At 55.8% G+C, this 18,507-nt stretch carries 19 protein-coding genes; 7 read left to right on the forward strand and 12 right to left on the reverse strand.

All coding sequences use genetic code 11. From position 1 onward, the window contains the following. Window positions 1–139 precede the first annotated feature (139 nt). Genes ACXLHR_RS06040 through ACXLHR_RS06050 form a run of 3 tightly spaced genes read right to left on the reverse strand, consistent with a single transcriptional unit; the run spans window position 140 to window position 3,533 of the window. A complete protein-coding gene (locus tag ACXLHR_RS06040; RefSeq protein ID WP_458790614.1) occupies window positions 140–1,495 on the reverse strand; it encodes a cytochrome P450 in 1,356 nt (451 codons plus the stop codon). Next, window positions 1,492–2,718 (reverse strand): hypothetical protein, encoded by a 1,227-nt coding sequence (locus ACXLHR_RS06045; RefSeq protein ID WP_458790615.1) that lies wholly within the window; start codon window positions 2,716–2,718, stop codon window positions 1,492–1,494. The genes ACXLHR_RS06040 and ACXLHR_RS06045 overlap by 4 nt, the downstream gene beginning before the upstream one ends. A gap of 59 nt (window positions 2,719–2,777) precedes the next feature. Then, window positions 2,778–3,533, reverse strand: coding sequence for a cytochrome c biogenesis CcdA family protein (locus tag ACXLHR_RS06050; protein ID WP_458790616.1), 756 nt, complete (start codon window positions 3,531–3,533; stop codon window positions 2,778–2,780). Between the two features lie 106 nt (window positions 3,534–3,639). On the opposite strand from ACXLHR_RS06050, the gene ACXLHR_RS06055 reads away from it, so the two are divergent. Then, window positions 3,640–3,861, forward strand: a complete 222-nt coding sequence (locus ACXLHR_RS06055; RefSeq protein WP_458792484.1) for a sulfurtransferase TusA family protein — start codon at window positions 3,640–3,642, stop codon at window positions 3,859–3,861. Between the two features lie 59 nt (window positions 3,862–3,920). Here ACXLHR_RS06055 and ACXLHR_RS06060 read toward each other — a convergent pair whose 3' ends face one another. From ACXLHR_RS06060 to purC, 6 genes are all read right to left on the reverse strand, one after another. Further along, window positions 3,921–6,653, reverse strand: a complete 2,733-nt coding sequence (locus tag ACXLHR_RS06060; protein ID WP_458790617.1) for an Rne/Rng family ribonuclease — start codon at window positions 6,651–6,653, stop codon at window positions 3,921–3,923. A gap of 401 nt (window positions 6,654–7,054) precedes the next feature. Beyond that, window positions 7,055–8,386: a sigma-54-dependent transcriptional regulator gene (locus ACXLHR_RS06065; protein ID WP_458790618.1), complete on the reverse strand. Its 1,332-nt coding sequence runs from the start codon at window positions 8,384–8,386 to the stop codon at window positions 7,055–7,057. Window positions 8,387–8,397: 11 nt separating this feature from the next. After that, window positions 8,398–10,152, reverse strand: a complete 1,755-nt coding sequence (locus ACXLHR_RS06070; RefSeq protein WP_458790619.1) for a sensor histidine kinase — start codon at window positions 10,150–10,152, stop codon at window positions 8,398–8,400. Window positions 10,153–10,198: 46 nt separating this feature from the next. After that, window positions 10,199–10,867, reverse strand: coding sequence for a phosphoribosylformylglycinamidine synthase subunit PurQ (gene purQ, locus ACXLHR_RS06075; protein ID WP_458790620.1), 669 nt, complete (start codon window positions 10,865–10,867; stop codon window positions 10,199–10,201). Next, the gene (purS, locus tag ACXLHR_RS06080) at window positions 10,867–11,097 is read right to left on the reverse strand and encodes a phosphoribosylformylglycinamidine synthase subunit PurS (protein ID WP_458790621.1); all 231 of its coding nucleotides are present in this window, start codon (window positions 11,095–11,097) and stop codon (window positions 10,867–10,869) included. The genes purQ and purS overlap by 1 nt, the downstream gene beginning before the upstream one ends. Window positions 11,098–11,111: 14 nt before the next feature. Next, a complete protein-coding gene (purC, locus tag ACXLHR_RS06085) occupies window positions 11,112–11,876 on the reverse strand; it encodes a phosphoribosylaminoimidazolesuccinocarboxamide synthase (protein WP_458790622.1) in 765 nt (254 codons plus the stop codon). A 136-nt stretch (window positions 11,877–12,012) separates the two neighbouring features. Here purC and ACXLHR_RS06090 point away from each other — a divergent pair, with 136 nt between their 5' ends. Together ACXLHR_RS06090 and bmt are read left to right on the forward strand one after the other, a co-directional pair. Then, window positions 12,013–12,327: a DUF1476 domain-containing protein gene (locus ACXLHR_RS06090; protein ID WP_458790623.1), complete on the forward strand. Its 315-nt coding sequence runs from the start codon at window positions 12,013–12,015 to the stop codon at window positions 12,325–12,327. Window positions 12,328–12,442: 115 nt separating this feature from the next. Then, window positions 12,443–13,462: a betaine--homocysteine S-methyltransferase gene (gene bmt / locus ACXLHR_RS06095; RefSeq protein ID WP_458790624.1), complete on the forward strand. Its 1,020-nt coding sequence runs from the start codon at window positions 12,443–12,445 to the stop codon at window positions 13,460–13,462. A 9-nt stretch (window positions 13,463–13,471) separates the two neighbouring features. On the opposite strand, the gene ACXLHR_RS06100 is transcribed toward bmt, so the two are convergent. After that, window positions 13,472–14,554 carry a PA0069 family radical SAM protein gene (locus ACXLHR_RS06100; protein ID WP_458790625.1) on the reverse strand — a complete coding sequence of 361 codons (1,083 nt, stop codon included), beginning with the start codon at window positions 14,552–14,554 and terminating at the stop codon, window positions 13,472–13,474. A gap of 147 nt (window positions 14,555–14,701) precedes the next feature. Between ACXLHR_RS06100 and ACXLHR_RS06105 the strand changes: the two genes are divergently transcribed. From ACXLHR_RS06105 to ACXLHR_RS06115, 3 genes are all read left to right on the forward strand, one after another. Next, a complete protein-coding gene (locus ACXLHR_RS06105) occupies window positions 14,702–15,403 on the forward strand; it encodes a corrinoid protein (protein ID WP_458790626.1) in 702 nt (233 codons plus the stop codon). Between the two features lie 91 nt (window positions 15,404–15,494). Next, window positions 15,495–15,656 (forward strand): hypothetical protein, encoded by a 162-nt coding sequence (locus tag ACXLHR_RS06110; RefSeq protein WP_458790627.1) that lies wholly within the window; start codon window positions 15,495–15,497, stop codon window positions 15,654–15,656. Continuing rightward, complete coding sequence (locus ACXLHR_RS06115; protein WP_458790628.1) at window positions 15,653–16,285, forward strand: DUF1638 domain-containing protein; 633 nt, start codon at window positions 15,653–15,655, stop codon at window positions 16,283–16,285. Before ACXLHR_RS06110 ends, ACXLHR_RS06115 begins: the two co-directional genes overlap by 4 nt. On the opposite strand, the gene ACXLHR_RS06120 is transcribed toward ACXLHR_RS06115, so the two are convergent. Next, window positions 16,282–16,683, reverse strand: coding sequence for a SufE family protein (locus ACXLHR_RS06120; RefSeq protein WP_458790629.1), 402 nt, complete (start codon window positions 16,681–16,683; stop codon window positions 16,282–16,284). The two genes, ACXLHR_RS06115 and ACXLHR_RS06120, sit on opposite strands and share 4 nt — an antisense overlap. Before the next feature lie 123 nt (window positions 16,684–16,806). Between ACXLHR_RS06120 and ACXLHR_RS06125 the strand changes: the two genes are divergently transcribed. Further along, entirely contained in the window at window positions 16,807–17,289 is a 483-nt protein-coding gene (locus ACXLHR_RS06125) for a hypothetical protein (protein ID WP_458790630.1), read from the forward strand. On the opposite strand, the gene rnd is transcribed toward ACXLHR_RS06125, so the two are convergent. Next, window positions 17,286–18,443 carry a ribonuclease D gene (gene rnd / locus ACXLHR_RS06130; RefSeq protein WP_458790631.1) on the reverse strand — a complete coding sequence of 386 codons (1,158 nt, stop codon included), beginning with the start codon at window positions 18,441–18,443 and terminating at the stop codon, window positions 17,286–17,288. The genes ACXLHR_RS06125 and rnd overlap by 4 nt on opposite strands. Window positions 18,444–18,507: the final 64 nt, after the last annotated feature.

Genomic DNA, 18,507 nt, shown 5'->3' on the forward strand with positions numbered 1-18,507 from the left:
GGCGAGTAATCGACACTACATATATGGGTAGCTGTAAAGAAGAGCTTAACAGGCAGGATCTAAGATTGCGATTTCATGACTGGTTTACCGTTTTGCAATCAGACACAAATCGCAGGCTTTGCGTGAGCAACCTAAACAATTAGTTGGTGCGCGGGACAAACCTTAACCAAATGCCGTCCTTGGAGCGCACCGTCAGATGCGCAACCGGCTCTGGCACTTGATCTACCACAACTTCGAAACGGAACGCGCGGGTCAGCATGGCCAGCAACAAGACCCCTTCAATCATTGCAAAACCTGCGCCAGGGCAAACGCGTGGCCCTGCCGAAAACGGCATATAGGCATCGCGTCCGCAGGTTTTACCATTTTCGGTCGCCCAACGGTCGGGGTCAAATCCATCGGGATTGTCCCACATGCGCGCGTGGCGATGCAAATGCCATGGCGACAAGACCACCTGCCCGCCCACCGCGACATCACGGTTGCGGAAACTTTCGGGGCAGGTTGTTTCGCGCACCATCATCGGCACAGGCGGATAAAGTCGCAGCGCCTCGCGGAACACATCACGTGTTGTGCGCAGCTTGGGCACGGCACTAAAATCTTCTGTCAGGTTCGCAGCCTCCGACGCGACCTTATCCTGCCAGTCGGGGTAGAGCGCCAGTAAGTATAGGGTCCATGCCAAAGCCGAGGCGCTTGTCTCGTGGCCTGCCAGAAAGAAAATCGCAACCTGATCTACCATTTCATCGACGCTGAATGTCGCGCCGGTTTCAGTGTCCACCGTGGTCATGATCTTGGTTGCCAGATCATCTGGTGCAGTTCCCGCCTTGATCGCGTCCAAACGTGCTTGGGTCAAATTCGTGATTAGGCCGCGAATGGCTTTGGCCGTCTGCTTGGTCTCGGATTTGAAAAACCTTGGCATCCATTTCGGTCCGCGAATAAAGGCCGCAAGGTTCAAAATCGGCTGGGTGCGTTGATAACTGCGGAACTCGTCGAAAACGCGGCCTGCGACCTCGTCTTCAATCGGAAGCGAAAATAAGGTGCGAAAGATCACATCGGCGGCTGCGTGGCTCGTTTCGGCCTCCACCTCTTGCGGTGTGCCGTCTGCAAGTGCTGTCATGCGGAGAACCGAAGCCTCGCCCGCCGCCCACATCGCCGGGAATGTATCGCGCAGGCGGCCGCCCTCAAACGATGGGTCGATGATCCTGCGTTGGCGTTTCCAAGTCTCGCCGTTGGTCAAAAATACGCTATTGCCCAACAAGGGACGCAAGCCTGCACCGATGCGGTCTGATTTTGGAAAGTCACCCGGGCGCTCTTTTAGAACCCGCTTGATCAGTGCGGGATCATTAATCATGTAGCTGCGGAAAAACGGGGTGCGAAACTCTGCCATCCATGCGCGGTATAATTTCGCGGGTTGTGCCGACAGGATATCGGTGCGGAACAATTTAAGGTAGCGCAGCAACGATACCTTTTCAGGGCGCGGCACGGGTTTGGGCGGCATCATGGGCTTGTGCTTGTGTATTTGGACGCAACTACATCAATGCGCGATTTGGACGGCGGGCGGTCATGATACCGATCGGCCAATGTCATTGGTCCCGCTGTGATTTGGAAATAGTCATAATCCTTGGGGCGGTCAAAGGCGCAAAGATACTGAAAATGCAGTCGGAAAAACCGCCAGCGCAGCGCCTTCCATGTTTCTGGTGACAAGGATTGTGTGAACGCAGCCGAGATGACCAGCGGCCATTTGCTGTCGTCCGTCTGCACGCCTGACACCGACACGGGATCACAGAGCGCAAAGGCGCAGCCGTCGCCCGGGGCTGTAACATCGACCCAAGCCAGTCCGTTCTGCACGCTCAGATACCCCAAGTCGGCGCGCAAGCGGTAAGCGTCAGGCAGGAATGACATCATCGGCACCACTTGGCCCAATGATAAAAACCCCAAAGCGGGTCCATTTGCAGGCACCCTGCCCGCACGGAACAAATCAGCCAAAACAGACACCGCCAGATGTGCGCCTGACGAATGCCCAACGACCAAGACTTCGTCGACCTCATCGGTCAGGGCCTGCGCGATTAAATCACCAAACTCTGCCATGCGCGCCTCTAGCTGCGGCGGATTAGCGCCCCGCCAGCGCGCCGAAAACGCATAGTCATGCATCAAATAATAGGCAAAGAATTTGCCGTCTTTGCGTTGGAACCAATTCAGGATCAGCCACATAACAGCCAGTCCAAGCACCCAGCCGATCAGCGCCCCGATGCCACCCATAAGACTGCGTCCAGCCCAAGCCAGCGTTGCCGCCGCGGTAAATGCGATCATGAGTTGCAGCAGTAACATACCAACCGGATAAAGGGCGGCAATTACCGGTCCCTTGCGCATCCACATCAAGCGCCGCAGTGCGCCGGTGGTAATATAAGTCCATGCCGTGCGCACCAATTGCCAGTACGTCGCAGGCACCGAGGTTGCCATGCTATCGCGCACAATGTCGGACCACAGCAGCACATCGACATCTGCGGTCACATGCACCGCATCGATTGTGGCATTCACCTGCCAGCCATAAGGGCCTTTGCTCTGCTTGGGTGTCTGCGCGATCTGGTAGCCGCTGATCTGCGCCTGTAAGGTGCTTTCGGTGCGGTAGAGCTCGCGGTAGCGGCGCGGATGAATGGGATCATATCCGGGGATATAAAACACCCGCCGTGTCCGTACCGTTTGAATGTCTTTGGTCTGGGCCATCGTTCACCTGTCGCTCGTGCCGGATCACTCTACGCCAAGTTTCGGGCTAAATTAAGTCTTTAGCCCAATGTGGCGAGTGCCGGGAATCGCTCTAGCAGCCACCAGCTAAACGCGGTGAATTGGCCGGTCAGCATCATCAGCCCCACAGTCCAAAGCAACAGGCCAGAGGTACGCTCGATTTGCGCCATATGGCGCTTCATCCATGCCATCGGTCCTTTAAGGCGGGGGAAGAACGCGGCGACAAGCAAAAACGGGATTCCGAGACCAAAGGCATAAGTTGCAAGCAAAACCGTGCCGCGCATCAATGACGCCTCGGACGCCGCCAGACCAAGGATGGTGCCCAGGATCGGCCCCAAGCACGGCGTCCAGCCAAATGCAAAGGCCAGCCCCAGAACATAAGCACCAAAGGCCGAGCCGCCGTGGTCTCCTGTTGTGACCCGCGCTTCGCGGTCCAGAAAGCCGATGCGGTAAATGCCAATAAAATGCGCACCGAAAACCATCACCACAATGCCTGCAATGATCGTGAACCAGTCTTGGAACTGCAAAAACACGCGCCCCATCGCCGAAAATGCAAAGCCGAGAAGCAAGAATACGGTCGAGAGACCCAGCACGAAGAACATCGCCGCGACTAAAACACGGCGGCGTGCAGGTGCATCACCTTCCATCTCGTCCACCGACACCCCGCCCATATAGGCCAGATACGGCGGCACAATCGGCAGCACGCAGGGCGACAAGAACGACAGCAACCCCGCAACCAGCGCGATAAACATCGCAGGTAGTAATGATGCATCAAGAATTTGGGCGGCCTCTAACATGAACTGGCTCCTTTGCCCCCCTCATACGTCAGCAATCGCGCGGCGTCACGCGGCGAGAGGTCACAGGTGTGTTTACGCGGTGAAATATCTTCCGTATTATTCAGGCATGATACATGATCTTGATGCACGCGGGCTGCTTTGCCCGCTTCCCGTTCTCAAAGCCCGCAAGCGGCTTTTGAGCCTCGCGTCAGGTGATGTGCTGCGCGTGGTGGCAGATGACCCTGCGGCAGTGATCGACATGCCGCATTTTTGCGCCGAGGCGGGTCACACGCTGGTCGATATGACAGATAATGGACCCGACCAAACCTACGCAATTCGAAAAATTTGAGGAAAACGCATCGCACCAAATCAAAACGGCCGTATCATCAGATACGGCCGTTATTGTTTTTAGCGTCCTAAAGACCACCAGCCCTTACGTTTGGGCGCATCGCTCTTTTCAGGCTCAGGCGCCGCTGGCGTTTCCACAACCGGTGCGGCCACTTCGACGGGTTCAGCAGCTTTCACAGGGGCCGGTGTTTCCACAACTGGCTCAGGTTCAACTGGTGCGGGCTCAACTGGTGCAGGTTCTGGCGCTGATGGTGCGACCACTTCTGGTGCTACCTCAACAGCCACTTCGGCAGCAGCCACACCTTCAGCGTCTGCTTTAGGCTTCGGCTTTGCACGGCTCTTACGCTTCGGCTTGGGCTTTTCCTCAGCTTTAGGCGCATCGCCCTCAATAGCATCTGCTACTGGCGCTTCGGCCTCTAACGCTGGCTCGGCCTTTTTACGGCTGCGCGTACGCTTTGCCGGCTTCTTTTCAACCGTTTCAGCGACTGGCTCAACCGGCGCATCCGGCTCGACAGGTGCATCCGCGTCAACTGCGTCAGCCTCGGCAACTACAGGCGCTTCTTCAACCTTCTTGCGGCTGCGCGACCGTGTACGCTTTGGCTTCTCGGCTGGGGCAGCCTCTACTGCTGTCTCACCGTCAACGGCAGCATCAGCCACAACTGGCGCATCAGCTTCACCATTCTCGTCAGTTGCGTTCTCGCCTTCACCGTTTTCACCATTGCCACCACGACGACGACGACGACGACGACGCTTTTTCTTGGGACGCTCTTCGCCATCAGCGGTTTCCTCGGAAACTGCTGTCTCGGCCACAGCCTCTACGATTTCTTCTTCATCTGGCGTTTCTTCAACGATATCATCATCGTCATCTTCAAACATGATGGCACTGGCGACAATCGGGGCCGCCTCTGGCACAACGCGCGTGGCGGTCTTGAACTTTTCGATCGCAAAGTCAGGCGACACCAGCGTTGGATCACATTCAATACGCACGGACATGCCGTGGCGCGCTTCAATATCACCAATATGCTCGCGTTTGCCGTTCATCAGGAAGTTGGCAATCGCAATCGGCGCACGAACCAGAACCTCTTTCGAGCGGCCGCGCGTGCCCTCTTCTTCCAAGGCGCGCAAGATTGACAGCGCGACGTTATCGTCAGAGCGCAACAGACCTGTGCCGTGGCAATGGCTACACATTTGCGTTGTGGCCTCTAGCATACCCGGACGCAGACGCTGGCGCGACATTTCCATCAAGCCAAAGCCGGAGATGCGCCCCACCTGAATACGCGCACGGTCGGTCTTGAGTTTGTCTTTCATGCGTTTTTCAACAGCGATGTTATTGCGGCGTTCGTCCATGTCGATAAAGTCGATCACGATCAAGCCAGCCAAATCGCGCAGGCGCAACTGGCGGGCCACTTCATCAGCGGCCTCAAGGTTGGTCTTGGTGGCGGTCTGCTCGATCGAGCCTTCTTTGGTCGCACGGCCGGAGTTCACATCGATCGCGACTAGCGCCTCGGTGATCCCGATCACGATATAGCCACCGGACGGCAATTGCACAGTCGGGTTGAACATCCCTGCGAGGTAGCCCTCAACCTGATAGCGCGCATAAAGCGGCAGCTGCTCGGAATAAAACTTCACGTTTTTCGCGTGTGACGGCATGATCATCTTCATGAAGTCTTTGGCGTTACGGTAGCCCGCCTCGCCTGCAACAATCACTTCGTCGATATCTTTGTTATAAAGATCGCGGATCGAGCGTTTGATCAGATCGCCTTCTTCATAAATTTTCTCAGGGGCAATCGATTTCAGCGTCAGCTCGCGGATCTGTTCCCACATACGCTGAAGGTATTCGTAGTCACGCTTGATCTCGGCTTTTGTGCGCTGGGATCCAGCGGTGCGAATGATCAGACCTGCGCCTTCTGGCACGGTCATTTCACTTGCAATTTCTTTTAGCTTTTTGCGGTCAGGTGCATTGGTGATCTTGCGCGAAATTCCGCCACCACGGGCAGTGTTCGGCATTAACACGCAGTAACGACCAGCCAGCGACAAGTATGTGGTCAATGCCGCACCTTTGTTGCCACGCTCTTCTTTCACAACCTGAATAAGCAGGATCTGGCGAACCTTGACCACTTCCTGAATCTTATACCGTTTTGGGCGCGGCTTGCGCACGGGACGCACATCGTCACTGTCATCTTCTTCGGCGACGCTTTCGATGTCGCTATCCTTGTCAGACGGATCAGCACCGGACTGGGCATCAGAATCGTCATCAGTGTCGCCATCATCGTCGTCATGGGACGGGGTCTCGACTGGCGTATCCGCCACAAGCGTCATCGGCGATGATCCCTCGTCATCGTCACCAAGATCAATGGTTTCCATTCCCGCAACATCGTCAGAGGATACATCATCAGAGGTGGCTACCGCATCCGCACCCGATACGTCAGATGCTTTTGTACGTGTCCGCGTGCGACGACGCTTCACAGGCTTTTCGTCGTCCTCTTCCTCGGCTTTCAGGCTTTCGGCATAGGCTTTCTCTTCGGCTATCAGGGCCTCACGATCCGCCACAGGAATCTGGTAGTAATCAGGGTGGATTTCCGAGAAAGCAAGGAAACCGTGGCGATTGCCGCCGTAATCAACAAATGCGGCCTGCAACGACGGTTCAACCCGTGTCACTTTCGCAAGATAGATGTTCCCAGCAACCTGACGTTTAAACTGGCTCTCAAAATCAAACTCTTCGACTTTGTTCCCGTCGACCACAACGACGCGGGTTTCTTCCGCGTGTGTGGCATCGATTAACATTTTCTTCATTGTATCCGTTCACTCGCGCAAACGCAGACAGCCCCCGTGGGGCAAGGCTGCATTTGGCGATTTCTAAATTGGCGATATAAGCACGGGCAAACGTCAGGTCCCTAAGGGCCCCCGCGTCATTGCCTGAATTTTGCGCGCTTTGCATCGCGTTGCTACTCCGGTCCCCCATAAGAGAACCCATTCTAGACCCGGCGCATTGAAATGCTCACGCGACCAAGGGCGTTCCTCTGACCATTTTCAGGTCAAATCAGCTACGTCTTGCGGGGGAAAAAATCCGGTTTCCGAAAGACGTAGAAAATCCTACCGGGCGACACCACGCACCAACGCATGGACACCCGTAAACCATACATAAGGGAGATAATGGTCATTAGACAAGGTGCTGTGTGCAAACAACGTGGATTTTACAGATAATCCGACCGTTGCAGCGTATATTTTGCCATTTTTTCGTTCAAAGTCCGGCGCGGCAGGCACAATTCGTCCATTACAGCGACGATACTCCCCTTATGGCGGCGCATTGTGTTGTCGATGAGCATGCGCTCGAAGGCTTCGACGAACTCTTTCAGCGGCTTGCCTTCGGTGGTCATAGTCGGCTTGACCTCGTCGTTATCGGCCATCAATAGCGACGCAATTGATCCGGTGCCGCGACGGTTTTGCAGTACTGCGCGCTCCGCCACATTGATCAACTGACGCACGTTGCCGGGCCATGGGGCTTGCAGCAATTGCGCGGCTTCCTGGGCCGACACCTCAGGCGCGTCGCAGCCATATTCTTCCGCATATTGCTCGGACAGGCGGGTAAATAGTGTCAGGATATCCTCGCCACGGGTACGCAGCGGCGGGACAGTTATCCGCAGGGCCGCAAGGCGATAAAACAGGTCGGGGCGTAGCACGCTTTCGCAGGTTTTATCCAACTCTTGCAGGTTACAAATCGCCACAATGCGCGTCTCAGCAGGTGTGCCCTGTTCGTTGATCGCGGTCAGCAGGCGGGCTTGCAAGGCATGACTGAGGGCCTCGACATCCTCTAGAACCAGAGTGCCACCACGGGCCTCTTCAATCGCGGGAATAGGCTCGTCGTCTTGGGCTGGGCCGAAAATCCGGCGGCTGAGTGTGTCTTCGTCAAATGCCGTGCAGCTGATGAGTACAAATTTCTTTGCGGCACGCGCGCCCACTGCATGAAGCGCATGAGCCACCAGTGTTTTACCAGTGCCTGTCTCGCCCTCGATCAGCACATGGCCATCGGCCTGCCCCAGATCAAGAATGTCCTCTTTGAGACGCTCCATCGCGGGCGAGTTGCCGATCAGTTTTTTGATCAAGGCAGAGCCATCTGATAATTCACGGCGCAAGGCACGGTTGTCCAAAGTCAAGCGGCGGGCCTGCGTGGCTTTTTTAGCCAGCTCGGTCATGCGATCAGGATTAAACGGTTTTTCTAGAAAATCAAACGCACCCAGACGCATCGCTTCCACGGCCATTGGCACATCGCCGTGACCGGTAATCATAATCACAGGCAAGGAGCTGTCCAAACCCTTGAGTTTGCGCAAAAACTGCATGCCATCCATGCCGGGCATCTTGATATCAGAGACCACAATGCCGGGATAATTGTTGCTGAGCCCTTTCAGCGCATCTTCGGCACTTGCAAAGGTCTCGGTGTCAAAGCCGGACAGTGCTAGCCATTGGCTGATTGATTGCCGCATGTCTTTTTCGTCGTCTACAATTGCGATTTTCATGGCTTTGCCCATTGATCAAATCCTTATTCTGCCGCTTCGGCTTCTGCACTCAAGATAGGCAACTGCACCTCAAATACAGCCCCCCCACCCGCAGCATTGCGTGCGGTTAGTCGTCCACCTAGGTCGTTCACGATCCCTGACGAGATAGCAAGCCCCAGACCAACCCCGTCGCCCGGTTGCTTGGTCGTGTAAAACGGCTCGAAGAGCGCGTCGAGGTCTTCGATGCCCTGCCCGTTATCCCGCACCGTCAGGCTGACGGTTTCACCGGTGGCAAGGATGATTTCGATCTCGGGGTGACGGACGCCTTTTGTCGCGTCCAGCGCGTTGCGCAGCAGGTTGATAATGACCTGCTCCAGACGCATCCTGTCGCCCATAATCATCACTTCGTCTTCGGGTAAAGTGCGGGTGATAATGATGTCGCGTAACTTGAGCTGCGGTTCCATCATCGACAAGGCAGACGACACTGCAGCCCTTGTATCTACTGGCGAAAATACGTCGCCCCCTTTGCGGGCATAGGACTTCAACTGCTTGGTGATCGCGCCCATTCTCTCGATCAGATCATCGATCCGCTGGAATGACGACAGGGCCTCTTCTGGCCGCTTGCGTTGTAACAACAGACGCGCCCCCGCCAGATAGGTTTTCATTGCCGCCAAAGGCTGGTTCAACTCGTGACTGACGGCCGCTGCCATCTCGCCCAAGGCTGCCAGTTTCGAGGATTGCGCAAGGGTCAATTCGGCCACTTGCAGGGTTTTTTCGACCTTTTGGCGTTCGGCGATTTCCCGCTGCAAACGAATGTTCAGAGCCCGCAATTCGGCGGACTCTCGCTGAAACAATATGACACGTGAGGCAGCGCGGCGCGACCAGAGCCAGAAAATCAGCGCCAGAATAATTGCGAATCCCATGACCTCTAGCGCAAGGATCCCGTTGACCTGTTCACGAACCGACGAATAGGTTGTGTAGCTGACCATGCGCCAGCCTTGAAACGGCACGCGGGCTTCGCGGCGCAGCACCGCCTCGCCGCGCAGATAGGCATCAACCGGCAGTGCGGCCCAATCCTGCGTGGCACGCACAGCACGCTCAATGGCCGAAGGGGCAGATTGCACAAGGATAGCAGAGCTTTCGTCCAACCCACGCCACCGCGGCTCTGTCGACATGACGATCTTGCCCTCGCTGTCCGCCACAAACACCGCGTCCGCCACGCCTGCCCAGCCCCGCTCGAGTTTTTGCAAATCGACTTCGACTGCCAGCACCCCCGCAGTTGTTCCCGCAACCTCGACGCGGCGCGAATAGACAAAGGCATAGGCCCCGTTTGATTGCTCGAATGTGGTAAAAATCGTCGCATTGCTGCGTAAAGCATTGATAAAATAAGGCGACTGTTTGTGCATTTCGCCCAAGCGATTGCGATCTGTTGCCGCCACCGTGCGCCCGTCGGAATCCAGCAACATCAATGACGCCGCCCCGATTTCATCAACAAACGACAACAGCCGTGCGGTCGACAACGAATAATCTTTGTAGTCAAGCGCTGCAATCAACTGCGGATCACGCGCCAGAAGTTGCGGCACAATCGAATTGCGCTGCAATTCGCTCATCAAGTTCGCGACATATAAAGTTAGGCGGAGCTCTGCACGATTACGCGTGGTTTCCGTAAAGCGCTGCGTCAACAGCTGATTGGTCACATAGATGCTGATAACCGCAATCGCGCAGACGACCAAGACAGCAATCCGCATGACCCAGCGGCTTTGTTCACGGCGTTTGGATCGGGTGACAGGTTTTCTCATGCAGGCACTTTACGCCCTGCCCCACAACATGCGCAAGCAGCTGGTCTTACGCAGCAGTCAATTGACCGATCAATCCGCGAAAAAGCGCCTGCCCGTCGGTGCCGCCATGCCCCGCATCAACAACCCGCTCTGGATGCGGCATCATTCCCAGCACACGGCGGTTTTCCGACAATATACCTGCAATACCATCAACAGAGCCGTTCAAATCCGCGGCGTAGGTAAAGGCCACGCGGTCCTCGGCGTGCAATGCCGCCAAAGTCTCGGGATCAGCGGTGTAATTTCCGTCATGGTGGGCCACGGGCATCTGCACAGTATCATCCGCACGATACCCTTGGGTAAATGCACATTCAGCGGTCGTAACATTGAGACCTACTGTTTTGCAAATAAATTTCAGTCCTGCATTCCGCATCAGCGCACCGGGTAGTAACCCGGTTTCTGTCAGCACCTGAAAGCCGTTGCAAACGCCAAGAGCATAGCCACCGCGTTCCACGTGGGCCACAACCGCCTTGGACACCGGTGAACGGGCCGCAATGGCACCACAGCGCAGATAATCACCAAACGAGAACCCGCCCGGGATCGTAACCAAATCCAGATTGTCCGGCAACGACGCATCTTTATGCCAGACCATCTGAACGTCCGCGCCCGCTGCTTTCAAGGCCACAGCCATGTCACGATCGCAGTTTGATCCTGGAAAGACGATAACCGCTGCGCGCATTATAGCACCTCGATCTTGTAGCTTTCGATCACTGTATTCGCGAGCAGCTTTTCACACATCTCGGCAATAGTCGCCTCTGATGTGCCATCGGCCAGATCCAGCTCGATCACCTTACCCTGACGCACAGAGTGCACACCTTCAAAGCCAAGAGACCCAAGCGCGTGCTGCACAGCGGCACCCTGCGGATCCAGAACACCAGTTTTCAACATCACATGAACACGAGCTTTCATCGTTTTGATATCCTTTAGTTAATCAGCGTAGGTTTGGTTGGAGTATGGGTCACATTTGACGGTAGAACCCCCAAACGCCGCGCCACTTCGGTATAGGCGTCGGCAAGATCGCCCAGATCGCGACGGAACACATCTTTGTCCAGTTTGCGTCCGGTTTCGATGTCCCACAAACGACAGCTATCAGGGCTAATTTCATCCGCCAAAAGCAATCTCGGGAATTCGTTGTCGTAAACGCGGCCAACTTCGATTTTGAAATCAACGAGTTTAATGCCGACACCATACATCACACCCGACATCCAGTCGTTGACGCGCAGCGCAAGGCTGACAATATCATCCATGTCCTGCTGGGAGGCCCAGCCGAACGCGATGATATATTCCTCAGGGACGAGTGGATCACCGAGTTTGTCGTCTTTATACGAAAATTCGACAATGGGGCGCGGCAGCGGTGTGCCTTCTTCCATGCCCAACCGCTTAGCCATCGAGCCTGCAGCAAAGTTGCGCACAATTACTTCCAGTGGGATAATCTCGACCTGACGGATCAACTGTTCGCGCATGTTCAGACGTCTGATGAAATGCGTCGGGATACCAATCGCCGACAACCCTGTCATGAAGTATTCGCTCAGACGGTTGTTCAACACGCCTTTACCTTCAATAACAGCCTTTTTCTCAGCATTAAACGCCGTGGCGTCATCCTTGAAATACTGCACATAAGTACCCGGCTCGGGGCCTTCATACAGGATCTTCGCTTTACCTTCATAGACCAGCTTGCGGCGCGCCATGTCATCACCTCGTTGTTACGCTTGCCCCGCCACGGGGCGCGTCTTAGGGGGCTGATACGACAACCACCCCTTGCGAGCAAGCCAAAGGACAGCCATATCTGATGTATAAACCCGCAATTCACCGAGGATCCCCAAGATGAGCACATTCAACGACCGCGAAAACGCATTTGAAAATAAATTTGCCCATGACGCTGAGATGCAATTCAAGGCAGAGGCACGTGGCAACAAGCTGCTAGGTCTATGGGCTGCAGAGCTGTTGGGCAAATCCGGTGATGACGCGTCGGCTTATGCCGCAGAAGTCGTGAAATCAGACTTCGAGGAAGCAGGGCACGAGGACGTTTACCGCAAGGTATCAGGCGATCTGGGTGACAAGGCCGACGAGGCTACAATCCGCGCCAAAATGGCAGCGTGCCTTATCGAGGCTAAAAGCCAGCTTCTGAGCGAAATCTGAGCCTCATCCACAAGCGATCCGTAAAAGGCGGGCCCGCGTTGGCGCGCCTTTTACATTGCAGCATAGTTCTGTGCATGCGAAAAGCGGCCGATAATTCAACGAAGGAAAACACCAGATGACCAACGCGCTGCGCAAACTTATGGAAACACGCGACTGGCTTTTGGCGGATGGTGCAACTGGTACCAACCTGTTTAACATGGGGTTAGAGGCTGGCGAGCCGCCCGAGTTCTGGAATATTTCCAAGCCCGACAACATCCGCAAACTTTATAAAGGTGCGGTTGATGCAGGGTCCGACATTTTTCTGACCAATACGTTTGGTGGCAATGCGTCGCGCCTGAAACTTCATAAAGCTGACGATCAGGTGTTCGAGTTGAACCGCACTGGGGCCGCTTTGGCGCGCGAAATCGCTGACGCCGCAGGCCGGCCCGTTGTAGTTGCAGGCTCCGTTGGCCCGACCGGCGAGATTATGGCACCGATGGGCACCCTCACCCATAGCCGCGCTGTGGAAATGTTTCACGAGCAGGCCGAAGGGCTAAAGGCGGGCGGCGCGGATGTGCTATGGGTCGAGACGATTTCTGCGCCCGAAGAGTTTGCTGCTGCCGCCGAAGCCTTTGCGCTGGCGGATATGGAATGGTGCGGCACAATGAGTTTTGATACCGCAGGGCGCACCATGATGGGGCTTACCTCTGCCGATATGGTGAAAACCGTCGGCAAGCTAAAACACCTGCCAATCGGATTTGGCGCCAACTGCGGCAGAGGTGCATCGGATCTGCTGCGCACGATACTAGGGATGTCTGCGGTTGATGACACCCAAACCCTGATCGCCAAAGGCAACGCAGGCATCCCGCAATTCCGCGAGGGCCACATCCACTACGACGGTACCCCTGAACTGATGGGACAATACGCCGTTCTTGCGCGCAATGCAGGGGCCACGATTATCGGCGGCTGCTGTGGCACGATGCCGGAGCATCTGAAAGTGATGCGCGCGGCACTGGAGAACAGCGAGAAAGGTCCGCGCCCAACGCTGGCCGATATCACAGCAGCTATGGGTGACTTCTCGTCCGCCTCTGACGGCACAGATGGCGCAGGCCCAAGTGCTTCACCGCGCCGGGGCCGCCGCGCGCCGAGAACCTAAAATAGGGACTTAAAACAGCGATAATTGATCTCCTGCTTGGGGCGGCACCGCAAATAAATCCTCTCGCAATAGAGGTAACGTGCGGTCCAACCCCAATCGGCGCATCGCAATAACATAACGCTGCTGGATCAAATCGGCCCACTTGCCCTGCCCGCGCATCCTTGTGCCAAACGCAGGGTCGTAGTCTTGCCCGCCATGTAATTCGCGCACCCGCCCCATGATCCGCGCTGCGCGATCAGGAAACGCCTCTGCCAGCCAATCCTGAAACAAGCCCGATACCTCGCGCGGCAATCGTAGCACGATCATCGAGGCCGCAACTGCGCCCGCCCCCTGCGCCGCCGTCAAAATCGCCTCTAACTCGTGATCCGTCAGCGCCGGCACCACGGGGGCCACCATGACGCGCACAGGAATCCCCGCCTCCGCCAACTGCCGGATCGTGCGCAACCGTGTCACAGGCAGCGGCACACGCGGCTCCATCGCACGAGATGTCTTATTATCTAACGTCGTGATCGACATGCCGACACGCACCAACCCTTTGGCCGCCATCGGCGCCAGAATATCAATGTCACGCGCGATCATCGTGCCCTTGGTGATAATCCCCACAGGATGATTAAACCGCGCTAAAACCTCCAAAATTCCGCGCATGATCTGATGCTGCTTTTCTATCGGCTGATAAGGGTCCGTATTGGTGCCAATCGCAATCATCTTGGGGCGATACCGCGGATTGCGCAGCTCTTTTTCCAGGATCGCAGGCGCATCGGGACGCGCAATCAACTGGGTCTCGAAATCCAAGCCCGGCGATAACCCTAAATAGGCATGACTTGGACGCGCATAACAATAGATACAACCATGCTCGCAGCCACGATATGGATTGATGGAGCGGTCAAACGACAGATCAGGCGAGGTATTCTTGCTGATCACACGGCGAGGCACTTCGACACTGACCTGCGTGCGCAGAACGGGCAGTTCGGCGTCGGGCTCCCAGCCGTCATCAACATGCTCTGCACTAAGCCTGTCAAAGCGCACAGCCGGGTTAGAGATCGCCCCGCGCCCCTTGATACGTAGATTATGATGATCAACCAGTCGAGACATGCCACCATAATGGAACATACGGAGAACATAGGCAAGCATTGGTCGGTCACGCCCGCACAAATGTCGCGAATAGTTGCGTGGCTTCTTTCTTTCCGGCGCACAACAGTTAAAAGACCCGTGTAAACACGCCAATGGAGGTTTTCCCCAATGTCCGACGAAGACGATATCATCCTTTCCGAACTCAACGACGATGATCTTGTAGCCCAGATGTTTGACGACCTTTATGATGGCATGCGCGAAGAAATCGAAGAAGGTGTCAACATCCTGATCGCGCGCAAATGGGCGCCCTATGACGTGCTGACCAAAGCACTGGTGGGTGGCATGGCCATCGTTGGGGCCGACTTCCGCGACGGTATCTTGTTTGTGCCAGAAGTATTGCTGGCAGCCAACGCAATGAAGGGCGGCATGGCCATCCTGAAACCGCTTTTGGCCGAAACAGGCGCACCGCGCGTTGGCAAAATGGTGATCGGAACCGTCAAAGGCGACATTCACGACATCGGTAAAAATCTTGTTGGCATGATGATGGAAGGCGCAGGTTTTGAAGTTGTCGACCTTGGCATCAACAACGCGGTCGAGGGTTATCTGGACGCGCTTGTTGCGGAAGACGCCGATATCCTCGGCATGTCCGCCCTGCTGACCACGACAATGCCCTACATGAAAGTTGTGATCGACAACTTGATCGAAAAAGGGATGCGCGAAGACTACATCGTATTGGTCGGCGGCGCACCGTTGAACGACGAATTTGGTAAAGCTATCGGCGCAGACGCTTATTGCCGTGACGCGGCCGTGGCGGTGGAAACAGCGAAATCCTTTATGGCGCGCAAACATAACCAAGCTGCAAACGCCTGATTTGATACCATTGCAAACGAGGCCTCGCAGCACATCTGCGGGGCCTTTTTATTTGGGCGACCCTTCCTATCTTAGAACAAAGGAGCCACTCATGCCGCTACCTCGTCTTCTCACTCTTCTGGCCGCTGTGATTTGCGCCGCCGCGTTAACGGTCTGGGCCTTGATGGGCACAGAGGCCGCCAATCCCCGCTGGATCGCTGTGGGCCTTGGCGTCGCACTTTTGGTGCGCTTTATCGTGGCCCCACGCAAATGATAAACCTGCCTTCGGATCAAGCTCTGACCAAGGACGGTTTTGCCGATGTGAAAGGAGGTCGCGTATTACTGCTGGCTTGTGGCGCTTTGGCGCGGGAAATTCTGGCAGTCAAAGACGCAGGCGGTTTGCACCACCTCGACCTGCAGTGCCTGCCCGCAATCTATCACAACCATCCCGAAAAAATTATCCCCGCAGTAGAGGCTAGCGTGACCAAATATCGCGCGGATTACGACAGCATCTTTGTGGTCTACGCCGACTGCGGCACAGGCGGACAACTGAAAGCAAAATGCGACGAACTTGGTATCCAAATGGTCGAAGGTCCGCACTGCTACTCGTTCTTTGAAACCAACGATGCCTTCGCCGCGCGCGACGAAATGACCGCCTTTTATCTGACGGACTTTCTCGTGCGGCAATTTGATGCCTTTGTCTGGGAACCACTCGGACTTGGCAAACACCCTGCCCTGCGCGACATGTATTTTGGCAATTACGAAACGCTTGTCTACCAAGCGCAGACAAAAGACGAAGGTCTTGAGGCCAAAGCAAAAGATTGCGCCGATCGTCTTGGCCTTGCTTACGTTTACCGGTTCACAGGCTACGGCGACTTGGAAACAGTGCTCAAAACCCTTTAGACGGCCGTCGCATGAATCCGCGCGATCATCGCACGCACACCGTTGGATCGCTGCGCGGACAAATGATCGTTCAACCCCAGCCGCCCTAATTCCGCATGGGCATCAATAGCCTGCACCTCAGCCACAGGCAGCCCGCTATACAGCGCATGAAGCACCGCAATCAGCCCGCGCACAATCATAGCGTCGCTATCACCTTGAAATGTAAAAATCCCATCCGCAACCTTGGGCAGGATCCAGACCTGCGAGGCACAGCCGTCCACTTTGGTCGCAGCTACCTGAAACGCAGGATCAAGTGGATCCATCGCTTTGCCCAAATCAATCACGTGACGATACCGGTCTTCCCAGTCATCAAAAAACGCAAAATCTTCGGCAATCTCTTCAAATGCAGCGCTCGCCATGGCTATTCTCCTCATACTGTCCGCATTGATGTAGGTCTGATCTGCCCATAGGTCCAGAGGGTGCTTTTCAACGCCGCCGTGATCCGCTACCCACAGGGTAATGATTTGTGGAAAGGCCAGACTATGCGTATCACCCTGCCCCTCTTGCTTGCTGCAACCCTGACGGTGACAGGCTGCGCGACTATTTCAGACTCGCGGGTCAATCCGCTGAACTGGTTTAGCCCCTCACAACCCTCGATGGTGACGTCCTCAGGCGAACGCCGCCCACTGACACCCGCTGGTGGCAAAACGCGGATCGTCGATAGCCGTGGTGCAATCCAATCGATCACCGACCTGACACTGGAACGCACATCCGAAGGCGCAATCGTGCGCGCTTCAGGTCTGGCTAGTACTCTTGGTCAATTCAATGCGGAACTGGTTGAAACCGCTCAGCAAAATGGTGTCCTGACCCTGACTTTCCGGATCGAATCCGCAGGCAATGCCGCCATTGGCAGTGCATATTCCCGCCAGGTTACCGCAGCTTACGCGCTCTCATCCAATGACCTGCAAGAGATTCGCACCATTCAGGTGCAATCGGCCACAAACGCCCGTTCCGTCTCGCGTTAAAGCGTGACGGTCACGACCTTCTGACCATTCACAGCCAAGCCAATTTTGCCGTCACACAGGCGCAAAGCCTCGTCACCAAAGAACTCTTTGCGCCAGCCGCGCAAAGCAGGCACATCGCGCTCGCCCGCCGCAATCGCATCCAGATCGGCACTCGAAGCAATCAGCTTTGCCGCCACAGATTCGTTCTCTGAAATCGATTTCAGCAACACACGCAACATATCTGCCAGCGCAGGGTTCACCTGCAACTTGGCACGGCTCAAATCGGGCTTCGGCAAGCTATCATTGGGGGCTTCGATGCCCGCCTTTATCGCCGCAAGAATGCCTGTGGCAATATCACCACGCCGTGCTTCGCGCAGCAACAGACGTGATCCGCCCAAATCTTTCTCACTTTGCGGCTTGGTCGAGGCAATCTCGACCAGCGCGTCATCTTTGTACACACGGCTGCGCGGTATATCGCGTTCTTGGGCGTAAATCTCGCGGAACCGAGCCAATTCACGCACAATCGCAAGGAATCGACCTGAGGTCGTGCGTGTTTTCACGCGACGCCACGCCTCTTCAGGGTCCGCCTGATAGGTCGCCGGATCATTCAGAACGGCCATCTCTTCTGCGACCCATTTCTGACGACCGGACTTTGTCAGGCGCGCAGCCAGATGCTCGTAAATATCACGCAAATAGGTCACATCACCCACCGCATATTTGGCCTGCGCATCGCTTAACGGACGGCGCGCCCAATCGGTAAACCGCGAAGATTTATCCAGATCAGCCTTGCAGATTTTGCGCACAAGCGTCTCGTAGCCCACCTGCTCGCCAAACCCGCAGACCATCGCGGCCACTTGTGTGTCAAACAGCGGACTTGGGATAATACCGGCATCCACAAAGAAAATCTCAAGGTCCTGACGCGCAGCGTGAAACACCTTCACCACATCCGGATTGGCGAACAATTCATAAAGCGGCGCGAGCGACAACCCATCCACCAGGGGGTCCACGAGCACTGCGTCATCGCCCGCATCATCCTGATAGGCCAACTGGATCAAACAGAGTTTGGAATAATAGGTTCGCTCGCGTAAAAACTCTGTGTCTACAGTCACATAGGCGCGCTGAGCGGCCTGCTCGCAGAACGCGGCTAGCGCGTCGGTCGTGGTGATGGTCTTCATAAATGTCCCGCGTATTTGCCCCAAGGGCTCAAAGTTGGCCCGTCATAGGCGATTATCCGCATAA

This window comes from Yoonia sp. MH D7, assembly GCF_054439475.1.